Below are 13,710 nucleotides of genomic sequence, written 5' to 3' on the forward strand. Positions count from 1 at the left end.
TGGAGGTGTGGCCAAGCGCTGCAGTCATTTCTGCAATTTTTTGCGCAACCAGTTGCATAAATAAAGGAGGCTGACTACATTCATGCAATCAGTTGCATAAAAAAGCGAGACAGGCATGACCCACTACCCCCACCTGAATGCCGAACTGGACCTGGGCTTCACCACGCTCAGAAACCGCGTGCTCATGGGCTCCATGCACGTGGGCCTGGAAGAGGCGCCCAACGGCTTCGAGCGCATGGCCGCCTTCTACGCCGAGCGCGCGCGCGGCGAGGTGGGCTTGATCGTCACGGGCGGCATCGCCCCCAATGAGCGCGGCCGGCCCATGAAGGGCGGCGCCATGATGGTCAACGAACACGAGGCGGACCAGCACCGCATCGTCACGCAGGCCGTCCATGCCGAGGGCGGCAAGATCGCCATGCAGATCCTGCACTTCGGCCGCTATGCCTACCAGCCCGGGCTGGTGGCGCCCAGCGCGCTGCAGGCGCCCATCAACCCCTTCGTGCCGCATGCGCTGACGGGCGACGAGGTGGAGCAGACCATCGAGGACTTCGTGCGCTGCGCAGCCCTGGCCCGCCATGCGGGCTACGACGGCGTGGAGATCATGGGCTCCGAGGGCTATCTGATCAACGAGTTCATCGCCGCACGCACCAACCACCGCGATGACGAATGGGGCGGCAGCTACGCGGGCCGCATGCGCTTTGCGGTGGAGATCGTGCGGCGCACGCGCCAGCGCGTGGGGCGGGACTTCATCATCATCTACCGCCTGTCCATGCTGGACCTGGTGGAGGGCGGCTCCACGCTGGAGGAAGTGATCGCGCTGGCCCAGGCCATCGAGGCCGCGGGCGCCACGCTGCTGAACACGGGCATAGGCTGGCACGAGGCGCGCATTCCCACCATCGCCACCAAGGTGCCGCGCGCCGCGTATGCCTGGGTCACGCAGCGCGTGATGGGGCAGGTGGGCATCCCGCTGATCACCTCCAACCGCATCAACACGCCCGAAGTGGCCGAGCGCCTGCTGGCCGAGGGCTATGCCGACATGGTGTCCATCGCCCGGCCGCTGCTGGCCGATGGCGACTTCGTGCGCAAGGCGCGCCAGGGCCGGGCCGACGAGATCAACACCTGCATTGCCTGCAACCAGGCCTGCCTGGACCATACCTTTGGCGGCAAGATCACCTCCTGCCTGGTCAACCCGCGCGCCTGCCATGAGACCGAGCTGGTGATTGCGCCCGCGCCCGCCGCCAAGCGCATCGCCGTGGTGGGCGCCGGCCCGGCGGGCCTGAGCTTCGCCGTCACCGCCGCGCAGCGCGGCCATGCGGTAACGCTGTTCGATGCGGCCAGCGAGATCGGCGGGCAGTTCAACATTGCCAAGAAGGTGCCCGGCAAGGAGGAGTTCCACGAGACGCTGCGCTACTTCCGCCGCCAGTTGGAGCTGGGCGGCGTGGCGCTGCGGCTGGGCCACCGCGTGGAGGCTGCCCAGCTCATCGAGGGCGGCTATGACGAGATCGTGCTGGCCACGGGCATACGGCCGCGCGTTCCCGCCATCGACGGCGTGGACCATCCCAAGGTGCTCGGCTACCTGGACGTGCTGCAGGGCGACAGGCCCGTGGGCGAGCGCGTGGCCATCATCGGCGCGGGCGGCATAGGTTTCGATGTGGCCGAGTACCTGACCCATGCCGGCGACAGCGGCGCCGTGGCGCCCCGCAAGTTCTACGCGGAGTGGGGCATAGACACCGGCTACGCCCAGGCCGGCGGCCTGGCGCAGCCGCAGGCCGAGCCCTCGCCGCGCCGCGTGCACCTGCTGCAGCGCAAGTCCACCAAGGTGGGCGACCAACTGGGCAAGACCACGGGCTGGATACACCGCACCTCGCTGAAGGCGCGCAGCGTGGCCATGGGCTCGGGCGTGGCCTATGAGCGCATCGACGACGCCGGGCTGCACATCACCGTGGACGGCCAGCCGCAACTGCTGGAGGTGGACAACGTCGTGCTCTGCGCGGGCCAGGAGCCGCAGCGCGAGCTGCATGCGGCCCTGAGCGCGGCGGGCTGCAGCGTGCACCTGATCGGCGGCGCCGACGTGGCGGCCGAACTCGACGCCAAGCGCGCCATCGTGCAAGGCACCACGCTGGCGGCCAGCCTTTGAGGGCGCCGCCCGATTCCGTTTTCCACCTCAACCATCAGGAGACAAGCATGTCCCAGCCCCCGAAGAACGCCCATCCCGCAGTCGCCCGCTCCCTGGAGCTGTGGCATCGCATGGTTGCCGCCATCGACCTGGGCGAGCTGCACTCCATCGTCCATCCCGATGCAGTGTTCCGCTCGCCCATGGCGAACACGCCCTATGCCTCGGCACCCGCGCTGATGCTGGCGCTGTCCACCGTGGTCCAGGTCTTCGAGAACTTCACCTACCACCGCCAGATGGCCAGCGATGACGGCCTGGACGTGGTGCTGGAGTTCAGCGCCAGCGTGGGCGGCAAGAACCTCAAGGGCATCGACTTCATCCGCTTCGACGAGCAGGGGCTGATCCGGGAATTCGAGGTCATGGTGCGCCCCATGAGCGGCCTGCAGGCCCTGGGCACGGAGATGGGCAAGCGGCTGGGCGACAAGCTTCCCGCCTTCAAGGCCGTGGCCTGAGGGCAGGGCGCGCCATGAAAAACGCCCCCGGCGATGCGGGGGCGTTTTGCCGTGGGCATCAGCCGGTCAGAGCGTGCCGGCCTTCTGGCGGGCAATGGCATCGGCCACGCCCTTGCCGTAGGCCGGGTCGGCCTGGGTGCAGTGCGCTATGTGCTTTTGCACGATGTGCTCGGACACGCCGGCAATGTTGCGCGCCGTGTTCTCGAACAGGCGCTGCTGCGCATCGGGCGTGAGCAGGCGGAACAGGTCGCCGGGCTGGGTGAAGTAGTCGGCATCGTCCTCGCGGTAGTTCCAGCGGTCGGCCGCGCCGTGCAGGGCCAGCGGCGGCTCGGCGAAGGCGGGCTGCTCCTGCCACTCGCCCTTGGTGTTGGGCTCGTAGGCGATGGTGCCGCCGTAGTTGCCGTCCACGCGCATGGCGCCGTCACGGTGGTAGGCGTGGTAGGGGCAGCGCGGCGCGTTCACGGGGATCTGGTGGTGGTTCACGCCCAGGCGGTAGCGCGCGGCATCGCCATACGAGAACAGGCGCGACTGCAGCATGCGGTCGGGCGAGGGGCCGATGCCCGGCACCAGGTTGGCTGGCGTGAACGAGGCCTGCTCCACATCGGCGTGGTAGTTGCGCGGGTTGCGGTTGAGCTCCATCACGCCCACTTCGATCAGCGGGTAGTCCTTCTTGCTCCAGACCTTGGTCAGGTCGAAGGGGTGGAAGCGGTAGGTCTCGGCTTCATGCTCGGGCATGATCTGCACGCACAGCTTCCAGCGCGGGAACTCGCCGCGCTCGATGGCTTCGAGCAGGTCGCGCTGGCTGCTTTCACGGTCGGAGGCGACGACGGAGGCCGCCTCGGAATCGGTGAAGTTCTCGATGCCCTGCTGGCAGACCCAGTGGAACTTGACCCAGTGGCGCTCGTTGCTGGCGTTGATGAAGCTGTAGGTGTGCGAGCCGAAGCCGTGCATGTGGCGGTAGCCGCGCGGAATGCCCCGGTCGCTCATGACGATGGTGATCTGGTGCAGCGCCTCGGGCAGGCCGGTCCAGAAGTCCCAGTTGTTCTCGGGCGAGCGCAGGTTGGTGTAGGGGTCGCGCTTGACGGCCTTGTTCAGGTCGGGGAACTTGAGCGGGTCGCGGAAGAAGAACACCGGCGTGTTGTTGCCCACCAGGTCCCAGTTGCCTTCCTCGGTATAGAGCTTGACGGCGAAGCCGCGGATATCGCGCTCTGCGTCTGCCGCGCCGCGTTCGCCGGCCACGGTGGAAAAGCGCGCGAACACTTCGGTCTGCTTGCCGATGTCGGAGAACACCTTGGCGCGGGTGTAGCGCGTGATGTCACCCGTCACGGTGAAGGTGCCGAAGGCGCCCGAGCCCTTGGCGTGCATGCGGCGCTCGGGAATCACTTCGCGGTTGAAGTGGGCCATTTTTTCCAGATGCCACAGGTCCTGCAACAGCATCGGGCCACGCGGGCCGGCCGTGAGCGAGTCCTGGTTGTTGGCAACCGGGGCGCCTGCGGCGGTGGTGAGCTTGTGGGTCATGGTCTCTCCTTGATCGAGGGGTGGTAGCGGCGCCGGCTTGCACGCAGGCAGCGCGGCGCTTGGAAAATCAATAGCTGCGTGCTATCGAATTGCTTTTATTGTTGTTTCTTTCTATGGATGCGGCAAGGCTTTGGCGATTGGCAAATCTCAACTGCGCCATAGCCAAAAAATTTCACCGCCCCCCGCATGCGCCGTGCCGGGCATGCTTTTTGCCAAGGCATTGTGTTGCGCGGGCGGATACGGCCCGTGTAGGCCGTCGCCCTGTCAGCCAGAGACCAGCTTGTGGACCAGATCGGCGGCCGTGGAGGCGCCGTACTTGCGCATCAGCCGTGCGCGGTAGATCTCCACCGTGCGGTGGCTGATGGCCAGGGCGCGGCCGATTTCCTTGGAGGTCAGGCCTTCCAGCAGGCGGGCGGCCACTTCGCGCTCGCGCCCCGTGAGCTCGGCCTTGACGGGACGGTGGGCGCTGAGGTCCTCGAAGCTCCAGATGCCCGAGGCATGCGGGTCGCTGCGGTCCAGCGTGCGGCCCGTGACATGGCACCAGAACGTTTCGCCGTTGGCGCGCTTCATGATGCGGTTGTCCGAGTAGAAACCCCGGGCGTTGAGAATGGGCGCGATGCGCGCGCCCAGCCGCTCGTACTCGTCGGCGCTGGGGTAGAGGATCTGGAAGGTCTGGCCGATCAGCACCTCGCGCGAGGCCTCGAACATCTCGCAGACCTGGCGGTTGCAGTCGATCATGGTGCGATTGCGCGAGATCACGAGGCCGACGGGGGCGGCTTCGAACGCCAGCCGGTAATCTATTTCCATGGGCAAATCTTTACGAAAAACTACCTATGCAAGTACGTAGTATCGTAGCGCATCCAATCTGAAGGAGACATGTGTGAAAAAGCTCTACCCCTCCGCGGAGCAGGCGCTCCAGGGCGTCGTGGCCGACGGGCAATTGCTGGCTGTGGGCGGCTTCGGCCTGTGCGGCATTCCCGAGGCCCTGATCGACGCGCTGCGTGACAGCGGCGCCAAGGGCCTGACGGTGATTTCCAACAACGCGGGCGTGGACGGCTTTGGCCTCGGCAAGCTGCTGGAGACGCGCCAGATCAAGAAGATGATCTCGTCGTATGTGGGCGAGAACAAGGAGTTCGAGCGCCAGTACCTGGCCGGCGAGCTGGAGTTGGAATTCACGCCCCAGGGCACGCTGGCCGAGAAGCTGCGCGCAGGCGGCGCCGGCATTCCCGCCTTCTTCACCAAGACCGGCGTGGGCACCATGGTGGCCGAGGGCAAGGAGCTGCGCGAATTCGACGGCGAGACCTATGTGATGGAGCGCTCGCTCGTGCCCGATGTCTCCCTGGTCAAGGCCCACCGGGCCGACAAGAGCGGCAACCTGCAGTTCCGCCTGACGGCGCGCAACTTCAACCCTGCCGCCGCCACGGCCGGCAAGGTCTGCATCGTGGAAGTGGAAGAGGTGGTCGAGGTCGGCGAGATCGCACCGGACGACATCCATCTGCCCGGCATCTACGTGCACCGCATCGTGCACAACCCGAATCCCGAAAAGCGCATCGAAAAGCGCACCATCACAGAAAAACAAGGAGCCTGACCATGCCGTGGACCCAAGACCAGATGGCCGCCCGCGCGGCCCAAGAACTCGAAGACGGCTTCTACGTCAACCTGGGCATCGGCATTCCCACCCTGGTGGCCAACCACACGGGTGACAAGGAAGTGTGGCTGCAGTCCGAGAACGGCATGCTGGGCATCGGCCCCTTCCCGACCGAGGATGCCGTGGACGCCGACCTGATCAACGCCGGCAAGCAGACCGTGACGACGATTGCCGGCTCGTCCATCTTCGGCAGCGACCAGTCGTTCGCCATGATCCGCGGCGGCAAGATCAACCTGTCCATCCTGGGCGCCATGCAGGTGTCCGAGAAGGGCGATCTGGCCAACTGGATGATTCCCGGCAAGATGGTCAAGGGCATGGGCGGCGCCATGGACCTGGTGGCGGGCGTCAAGCGCGTCATCGTGCTCATGGAACATGTGGCAAAGAAGAAGGACGGCACGACCGACCTCAAAATTCTTCCCGCCTGCACCCTGCCTTTGACCGGCGTGGGCGTGGTGGACCGTATCATCACCGACCTGGGAGTGATGGACGTGACGCCGCAGGGCCTGAAGCTCGTGGAACTGGCCCCCGAAGTGAGCTTCGAGGACATCCAGTCCAAGACCGGCGTGACGCTGATTCGCTGATGTTGCCGTGCACGGCCTGCCTTGGCAGGCCTGCGCAACGAGAGCCCGCCTTGCGCGGGCTCTTTTGCTTATATTTCAGATTTCGAGCCAATGGGAGCCTCTATGACGGATGTCGCGGCCGTGCGCAATCCACCGACAGCGCAGGGATGGAAGGACGAGGGCGTGCATTTCCTGCGCGCCGTCACCGACATGGCCGAGCATTGCAACGTGGTCACCGGCGAGCCCATCTTCAACGACAAGGGCGTCAAGCTCGTGGACAAGGGTGCGCGCATCGACGGCAACATGTACGAGCGCCTGGTCAAGCACAAGCTGCGCGACCCCATCGACAAGCACCTGGGCGTGGACAACCGCGTGGACGTGCTGGCCATCGAGGCCCAGGCCATGGTGCAGTGCGAGACCGTGGACCTGATGCGCCGCCTGGTGCAGTCGCTGGGCGGCACGGACCGGCTGCTGGCGCCGCTGCGCCTGATGGTGCTGCCGCCGCAGATCGCCTTCAAGCTCACGGTCATGCGCGAGCAGCGGCCCGAGCTGTTCGCCCACAGCCTGCAGATGATGCTGGTGGCCATCTACCTGGCGCTGCAAAGCGAATGGAGCGAGCGTGAATGCGGACCGCTAGCCACGGCGGCCCTGCTGCACGACGTGGGCATGCTCTACATGGACCCGGCCTGGACCGACCCCAACTACCGGCTCACGGGCGCCGAGCGCAAGCACCTGGTGGCGCACTCGGTCACGGGCATGCTCATCATGCGGGGCGCGGGCGCGTATTCGCAGGACGTGGAAATGGCCGTGCTCGAGCACCACGAGCGCATGGACGGCACGGGCTATCCGCGCGGCGTGCATGGCGAAGCCATCTCCAAAATGGGCCGTATCCTGTTGCTGGCCGAGGTGGTCTCGGCCTTCTTCGACAAATTCCAGGACCTGCCCGGCCAGCGCCTGTCGCTGATGCTGCGCATGAACCACCGCCGCTATCCGGCCGATCTGGTCGGCATCCTGCTGCCGCTGCTGTACGACGAGATCTCGCCGGGCACGCCGCTGCCGCCGCTGCAGGCCGAGGTCACGCACAGCGTGGCAGCGCTGTCGGCCGCCTTCCAGATGTGGGACACGTTCAGCCAGGCCTTCCCCGAGCGCTGGCAGGCCATGCCCGACCACCAGGCGGCCGTCTACATCGACTCCAGCATCGGCGGCCTGCAAAAGCAGCTGGCCGAGGCCGGCCTGCATCCCAGCCAGCAAACCGACCTGCTGGCCTACCTCAAGGACGATGTGCAGGGCATGAGCGAGCTGGCCCTGCTCAGCCGCGAGGCGCTGTGGCAACTGCAGGCCATCGTCAACGCCTGCCTGCGCCGCTGGCCCGCCATCAACGCCCGCACCCACGCCGTGGACACAGCGGTCGCGCAGTGGTGCGAAGCCTGCATGCAGATCGACGCCACACCCCCAGCGGGCGGCGCAGCGAGAGCGCCAGCGCACTGAGACAGCCGGGCTTGCCCGGCTTTTTTACATCCGTGGATCTCTTGGAAATCAAGAGTGCTGTATATTCATACAGTATTTGAGATTTCCCCCATGACCACGCCCCACGCCTCCCAACCTGCGCAGCCCGCCCCCATGGCGGGCGCGGCGCGTGTGCTGCCTCAGTTGCAGGGCGTGTGGCGTGGCGATGGCTGGCAGCAGGCGCTGCAGCAGCGGGTCCAGCCTTCGGGTCATGCGCTGCTGGATGCGCAATTGCCGGGCGGGGGCTGGCCGCTGGGCGCCATGGTCGAGCTGCTGCAACCCGCCCATGGCCATGCCGAGTGGCCGCTGCTGCTGCCGGGCCTGGCCGCTCTGATGCAGCGCAGCGCGGGCCAGGTGGTGCTGGTGGCGCCGCCTTGCAGGCCTTTTGCACCGGGGCTGGAAGCGGCAGGCGTGGCGGCGCACCGGCTGTGCTGCGTGGAGGCCGACACCCACCCGGGCGCCCACCCCGGCGCCCACCCGGCAGGCGATGGGGCAGGGCTGGCCTGGGTCTGTGAGCAGGCACTGCGCTGCCGCGACGTGCTGGCCGTGCTGGCCTGGCTGCCAGCCGGTCTGCCCATGGCCACGCTGCGCCGGCTGCAATGGGCGGCCGCTGCGCAGGGGCGCATTCTGTGGCTGTGGCGCGAGGCCTCGGCCGCCCTGCAGACGGTGGCCTCGCCCGCGCCGCTGCGGCTGCGCGTGGAGACAGAGTTGGGGGAGCCGGGCGAAGGCGGCACGCCAGCCTGCCTGCGCGTGCAGTTGCTCAAGCGCCGGGGGCCTGCGCTGGAGCATCCCTTGAAGCTGCCGCTGCACCACTGGGCCTGGCAGGACGTGCTGCAGGCCCAGGCCCAGCGGCGCACCCGGCAGGCGGACGAGGCGCAGCGCTGGCTTCATGGACACGGGCAGCTGCTGCCCGCCGAGGCGCCCGCCCTGCAGGCGGCAGCGCACACCCTGGGGTGAGATGCCATGGCACAGCCGAATCAAGCACTGCACTGGATTGCCTGGCCGCTGCATGTCGCGCAGGGCGATGGCCAGGGCAACGGCGACAGTGATGGCGAAGGCAGTGCCTGCGCGCAGCAGGCCTGGTGGGCCCTGCGCTGGACGCCGCGCGTGGCCCTCTGGTACGGGGCAGGGCAGGCCGTGGCGTTGATGGAGGTGGGCAGCGTGGAGCGCCTGTGGGGCGGCCGCCAGTCCATGCTGCTGGGCCTGCTGCGCGCGCTGCGCGAACAGCAGCCCGAGGGCGGTCAGGCGGGCGGCCCCCGGATGCCGTTCTGGGCCCGGGGCGCCACGGCATGGGAGGCGCTGGCGCGTCTGCGCTGGCGCATGCAGGGCACGGATTCGCGCCAGCCCTGGCCGCCTGCCGACGCACTGCCCATCTGGACACTGCCCGCACTGGAGCCGCATGCGCCGGCCCTGGAGCGCATGGGCTGCCGCCGCTGGGGCGAGCTGCGCGCCCTGCCGCGCGCGGGCCTGGCGCGGCGCATCGGGCTGCCGGCGCTGCTGGCGCTGGACCAGGCCTATGGCAGCAGCCCCCATGCGCTGGACTGGCTGGAGCTGCCCGAGCACTTTGCATTGCGCGCCGACCTGGGCTATCCGGCCAGCGACGCCCAGGCCCTGCTGCAGGCCGCCCGGCCCATGCTGCGTGCGCTGCAGGCCTGGCTGCAGGCCCGCCACCAGGGTGTGCTGGGCCTGCAACTGCGCTGGCACCACGATCTGCGGCGCGTGGACGGCACGGAGCTGCCGGCCTGGGAAGCGCTGGACATCCGCACGGCCCGCCCCGCCCAGGCGCTGGAACACATGGAGCGCCTGCTGCGCGAACGCCTGGCCCGCACGCCCTGGCGCGCGCCTGCGGACATGCTGGAGCTGGTGGCGCTGGACACCGCGCCTTTCGCGGCCGATGCCGGCAGTTGCCTGCCACCGGCCGCGCCCGGCCCGGCGCCGCTGGGCGAGGCGGCAGGCGCGACAGACGCGGCCAGCGGCATGGCCTGGCATGAATGGGTGGAGCGCGTCTCGGCCCGTCGTGGTGCGCAGGGCGTGCGGGTGGCGCAGCTGCAATCGGACCACCGGCCCGAGGCCATGCAGCGCTGGACCCCGGCCTGCGAGGCCCTGCAGACCCCGCAGGCGCCGCGGCGGCCCGCGCACGCGCGCAAGGCGGCCAACCCCTGGCAGGACCTGCTGCCGCCCTGGCTGCTCGATCCGCCCCAGCCGCTGCTCCTGCAGGGCAGCCGCCCTTGCTGGCAGGGGCCGCTGCAATTGCTGGCCGGCCCCTATCGGCTGGAGGCCGGCTGGTGGGGAGAGCCGCAGGCCGATGCAGCGCTGGCTGTGCGTGACTATTTCGTGGCGAGCAACGCGGCTGTCGGCCATGTCTGGATCTACCGCGAGCGCACGCCTGCATCGGAGCGGCTGCCTGGCATGCCGGCCCTGTTGTCGCCCGCCGCCTGGTTTGCGCAAGGCATCTATGGCTGAACAGGACATCCTGCTGGAGCCGCCGCCCCCGCAGCTGCAGCGGCTGCAGCCCCCGCCCCAGGCCACCGGGCCGGTGTCCGGCATGGCATCGGGCCCGGGCCTGCCCGGCTATGCGGAGCTGCACTGCCTGTCGAACTTCAGCTTTCTGCGCGGCGCCTCTTCGCCCGCCCAACTGGTGCAGCGCGCCAAGGCCCTGGGCTACCAGGCGCTGGCCCTGACCGACGAATGCTCGGTGGCCGGCGCCGTGCGGGCCTTCGAGGCCGCGCGCGACTGCGAGATGGCCCTGATCCATGGCAGCGAATTCGCCTGGGGGCCGCTGCGCGTGGTGGCGCTGGCGCGCGATCTGAACGGCTGGGGCAACCTCTGCGAATTCATCAGCGCGGCGCGCGCCCGTGCCGAAAAGGGCCGGTACCTGGTCGATGCCGACAGCCCCTGGCATCTGCTGCGTGAAGGCTGCGAATGCATCGTTGTGCCGCAGCGTGCGCAGCTGTTGCCCGGCGATGTGCCCGCCATGGCCGAGGCCGTGCAGGCCGCCATGGCGCAGCTGGGGCCGGGCTGCTGGCTGGGCGTGGAGCTGCTGCTGGCGCCCGACGACAGCCTGTGGCTGCAAAGCCTGCAGGACGTGGCAGGGTTGCTGGGCCTGTCCTGCGTGGCCTGCGGCGACGTGCACATGCATGCGCGCTCGCGCAAGCCGCTGCAGGACCTGGTGACGGCGCTGCGCCTGGGCTGCACGGTGGCCGAGTGCGGCTTCGAGCTGCACCCCAATGCCGAGCGGCATCTGCGCTCGCGCTTGCGGCTGGGCGGCATCTATCCACGTGCCATGCTGGATGCAACCTTGCAGATTGCCGCGCGCTGCGATTTCAAGCTCAGTGAGATCAGTTACCACTATCCGCAGGAAAGCGTGCTGCCCGGCATGGACGCGCGCCAGACCCTGGCCTGGCATACCTGGCAGGGAGCGGCGGGGCGCTATCCGCAAGGCATTCCCGACGCGGTGAGCGACAAGCTCAAAGAGGAACTGGCGCTGATCGCCGACTGTGGCTACGAGATGTACTTCCTCACCGTGCACGACATCGTGCGATTCGCTCGCAGTCAGGACATCCTGTGCCAGGGCCGGGGTTCGGCCGCGAACTCGGTGGTCTGCTTCTGCCTGGGCATCACGGCCGTCGATCCAACCTTGCAGACGCTGTTGATCGCGCGCTTCATCAGCCGCGAGCGCAGCGAGCCCCCAGATATCGACGTGGACTTCGAGCACGCGCGGCGCGAGACCATCATCCAGTACATCTACGAAAAATACGGCCGCGGCCGTGCGGCGCTGACGGCCGTGGTCAGCTGCTGGCGCACACGTGGTGCACTGCGCGACGCGGGCAAGGCCCTGGGCGTGGATGCGGCGCTGATCGACGCCATGGCCCGGCAGCACCACTGGTTCAGCGATGCCGAGGACCAGGCGGCCGAGCCGGAGCCCGAACCCGATGACCCGGCCCTGGGCTGGGTGCGCTCCAAGCTGCTGCGCCTGGCCCGGCTGCGCGAGCGGCTGGGCGACGACTGCCCCCAACTGTCGCCCCAGCGTGCGCGGCTGTGGCTGGAGCTGGCCTTGCAGCTGCGCGACAGCCCGCGCCACCTGAGCCAGCACGTGGGCGGCTTTGTGCTGACCGACGGGCCGCTGACGCGGCTGGTGCCCGTGGAGCCGGCCGCCATGCAGGGCCGCTCGGTCATCCAGTGGGACAAGGACGATCTGGACACCATGAATCTGCTCAAGGTCGATGTGCTGGCCCTGGGCATGCTCACCGTGCTGCGCGGCAGCCTGCACGCGCGCGCCGCGCTGCGCGGCCCGCGCTGGGAGCTGGCCGACATTCCCAAGGACGACCCGGCCACCTACGACATGATCTGCCGCGCCGACACCGTGGGCACCTTCCAGATCGAGAGCCGGGCGCAGATGAGCATGCTGCCCCGGCTGCAGCCGCGCGAGTTCTACGACCTGGTGGTCGAGGTCGCCATCGTGCGGCCCGGCCCCATACAGGGCGGCATGGTCCATCCCTATCTGCAGGCGCGCGAGCGTCGGCGGCAGGGTGGCGAGCTGGTCCTGGAAAAGCCCGCGCTCGAGAAGGCGCTCAAGCGCACGCTGGGCGTGCCCATCTTCCAGGAGCAGGTGATGCAGATCGCCATGATTGCGGCAGATTTCTCGGCGGGCGATGCCGACGAGCTGCGCCGCTCCATGGCCGCCTGGCGGCGCAAGGGCGGCGTGCACCGCTTCGAGCGCCCATTGATCGACGGCATGCTGGCCAACGGCTACAGCGCCGAATTTGCCCAGGCCATCTTCCGCCAGATGCTGGGCTTTGGCGAATACGGCTTCCCAGAAAGCCATGCCTACAGCTTCGCCATGCTGGCCTATGCCAGCGCCTGGCTCAAGCGCCATGAGCCGGCCTGTTTCCTGATGGCCTTGCTCAATGCCCAGCCCATGGGCTTCTACACCCCCTCGCAGCTGATCCAGGATGCGCGCCGCCACGGCGTGCGCGTGCTGCCCGTTGATGTGCGCCACAGCGACTGGGACTGCACGCTGGAGGCGCCGCACGAGCGCATTGCCGGCGTCGAGCTGCCGCAGCCGGCCGTGCGCCTGGGACTGTGCATGGTGGCGCAGTTGCCAAAGACTTCGGGCGAGCGCGTGGCGCAGGTCCGCGCGCAGGCGCCGTTCAGGAGCACCGAGGACCTGGCCCTGCGCGCCCGGCTGCAGCGCGCCGAGCTGCAGGCCCTGGCGGCGGCCGATGCGCTGCAGGGCCTGTCAGGCCACCGCCGCCAGCAGATGTGGGATGCGGCGGCCCTGCAGGTGCAGCCGCCGCTGTTCGCGGGCGTGCCTGTGCACGAGGCGCCCGTGCAACTGGCCGCCGCGCCCGAGGGCGAGGAAATCCTGTTCGACTACGCGGCCACGGGCCTGAGCCTGCGCCGCCACCCGCTGGCCCTGCTGCGTGACCGCCTGCACCGCCACGGGCTTCGCACGGCGCTGGAGCTGCGCGACACGCTGGCGGGCATGCGCGTGCGGGCCTGCGGCATCGTCACCGTGCGCCAGCGCCCGCCCACGGCCAAGGGCACCCTCTTCATCACGCTGGAGGATGAGACGGGCACGGTCAACCTGGTGGTCTGGCCCGATACCGTCACGCGCTGGGGCGAGCCTTTGCTGGGCGCGCGGCTGCTGGCGGTGGAGGGCATCTGGCAAAGCAGCTCGGATTGGGGCGGCGGCAAGGACTGCGGCGAGCCAGCGCCTGCAGAGCAGGCCAGCCAGGAGGTGCCCGCCGTGCGCCATCTCATCGTGCACCGCGCACGCGACATGAGCCGCTGGCTGGGCCGCCTGGGCGGCGCCGGCGTGGCGAGCCGCAATTTCCACTGAGGGCTGTTGCC

At 68.8% G+C, this 13,710-nt stretch carries 10 protein-coding genes; 8 read left to right on the top strand and 2 right to left on the bottom strand.

The window, feature by feature from the left end:
• Window positions 1–115: 115 nt before the first annotated feature.
• Both JHD82_RS04840 and JHD82_RS04845 read left to right on the top strand, forming a co-directional pair.
• The gene (locus JHD82_RS04840; RefSeq protein WP_199135575.1) at window positions 116–2,137 is read left to right on the top strand and encodes an NADPH-dependent 2,4-dienoyl-CoA reductase; all 2,022 of its coding nucleotides are present in this window, start codon (window positions 116–118) and stop codon (window positions 2,135–2,137) included.
• 47 nt (window positions 2,138–2,184) lie between these two features.
• Window positions 2,185–2,625, top strand: a complete 441-nt coding sequence (locus JHD82_RS04845) for a nuclear transport factor 2 family protein (protein WP_199135576.1) — start codon at window positions 2,185–2,187, stop codon at window positions 2,623–2,625.
• Window positions 2,626–2,691: 66 nt separating this feature from the next.
• On the opposite strand, the gene JHD82_RS04850 is transcribed toward JHD82_RS04845, so the two are convergent.
• Complete coding sequence (locus JHD82_RS04850; RefSeq protein WP_199135577.1) at window positions 2,692–4,143, bottom strand: catalase; 1,452 nt, start codon at window positions 4,141–4,143, stop codon at window positions 2,692–2,694.
• A 264-nt stretch (window positions 4,144–4,407) separates the two neighbouring features.
• Window positions 4,408–4,950 carry a PAS and helix-turn-helix domain-containing protein gene (locus JHD82_RS04855; RefSeq protein ID WP_199135578.1) on the bottom strand — a complete coding sequence of 181 codons (543 nt, stop codon included), beginning with the start codon at window positions 4,948–4,950 and terminating at the stop codon, window positions 4,408–4,410.
• A gap of 73 nt (window positions 4,951–5,023) precedes the next feature.
• Here JHD82_RS04855 and JHD82_RS04860 point away from each other — a divergent pair, with 73 nt between their 5' ends.
• The 6 genes from JHD82_RS04860 (at window position 5,024) to dnaE (ending at window position 13,699) form a co-directional block, all read left to right on the top strand.
• Window positions 5,024–5,731, top strand: a complete 708-nt coding sequence (locus tag JHD82_RS04860) for a CoA transferase subunit A (RefSeq protein WP_013802011.1) — start codon at window positions 5,024–5,026, stop codon at window positions 5,729–5,731.
• 2 nt (window positions 5,732–5,733) lie between these two features.
• Window positions 5,734–6,372 carry a 3-oxoacid CoA-transferase subunit B gene (locus JHD82_RS04865; RefSeq protein ID WP_012206068.1) on the top strand — a complete coding sequence of 213 codons (639 nt, stop codon included), beginning with the start codon at window positions 5,734–5,736 and terminating at the stop codon, window positions 6,370–6,372.
• A 102-nt stretch (window positions 6,373–6,474) separates the two neighbouring features.
• The gene (locus JHD82_RS04870) at window positions 6,475–7,839 is read left to right on the top strand and encodes an HD-GYP domain-containing protein (protein WP_013802012.1); all 1,365 of its coding nucleotides are present in this window, start codon (window positions 6,475–6,477) and stop codon (window positions 7,837–7,839) included.
• Window positions 7,840–7,929: 90 nt separating this feature from the next.
• A complete protein-coding gene (gene imuA / locus JHD82_RS04875) occupies window positions 7,930–8,814 on the top strand; it encodes a translesion DNA synthesis-associated protein ImuA (RefSeq protein ID WP_065346671.1) in 885 nt (294 codons plus the stop codon).
• Between the two features lie 6 nt (window positions 8,815–8,820).
• On the top strand, window positions 8,821–10,320 hold the full coding sequence (locus JHD82_RS04880; RefSeq protein WP_199135579.1) for a DNA polymerase Y family protein: 1,500 nt from the start codon (window positions 8,821–8,823) through the stop codon (window positions 10,318–10,320).
• On the top strand, window positions 10,313–13,699 hold the full coding sequence (gene dnaE, locus JHD82_RS04885; protein WP_199135580.1) for a DNA polymerase III subunit alpha: 3,387 nt from the start codon (window positions 10,313–10,315) through the stop codon (window positions 13,697–13,699). The genes JHD82_RS04880 and dnaE overlap by 8 nt, the downstream gene beginning before the upstream one ends.
• The last annotated feature ends 11 nt before the right edge of the window (window positions 13,700–13,710 follow it).

It is taken from the genome of Delftia sp. ASV31 (assembly GCF_016428765.1).
In the GTDB taxonomy this organism is placed as follows: domain Bacteria; phylum Pseudomonadota; class Gammaproteobacteria; order Burkholderiales; family Burkholderiaceae_C; genus Comamonas; species Comamonas acidovorans.

Coding starts and splice junctions, on each gene's coding strand:
- JHD82_RS04840 (WP_199135575.1), top strand. CDS start 116: ATGACCCACTACCCCCACCTGAATGCCGAACTGGACCTGGGCTTCACC.
- JHD82_RS04845 (WP_199135576.1), top strand. CDS start 2,185: ATGTCCCAGCCCCCGAAGAACGCCCATCCCGCAGTCGCCCGCTCCCTG.
- JHD82_RS04850 (WP_199135577.1), bottom strand. CDS start 4,143: ATGACCCACAAGCTCACCACCGCCGCAGGCGCCCCGGTTGCCAACAAC.
- JHD82_RS04855 (WP_199135578.1), bottom strand. CDS start 4,950: ATGGAAATAGATTACCGGCTGGCGTTCGAAGCCGCCCCCGTCGGCCTC.
- JHD82_RS04865 (WP_012206068.1), top strand. CDS start 5,734: ATGCCGTGGACCCAAGACCAGATGGCCGCCCGCGCGGCCCAAGAACTC.
- JHD82_RS04870 (WP_013802012.1), top strand. CDS start 6,475: ATGACGGATGTCGCGGCCGTGCGCAATCCACCGACAGCGCAGGGATGG.
- imuA (WP_065346671.1), top strand. CDS start 7,930: ATGACCACGCCCCACGCCTCCCAACCTGCGCAGCCCGCCCCCATGGCG.
- JHD82_RS04880 (WP_199135579.1), top strand. CDS start 8,821: ATGGCACAGCCGAATCAAGCACTGCACTGGATTGCCTGGCCGCTGCAT.
- dnaE (WP_199135580.1), top strand. CDS start 10,313: ATGGCTGAACAGGACATCCTGCTGGAGCCGCCGCCCCCGCAGCTGCAG.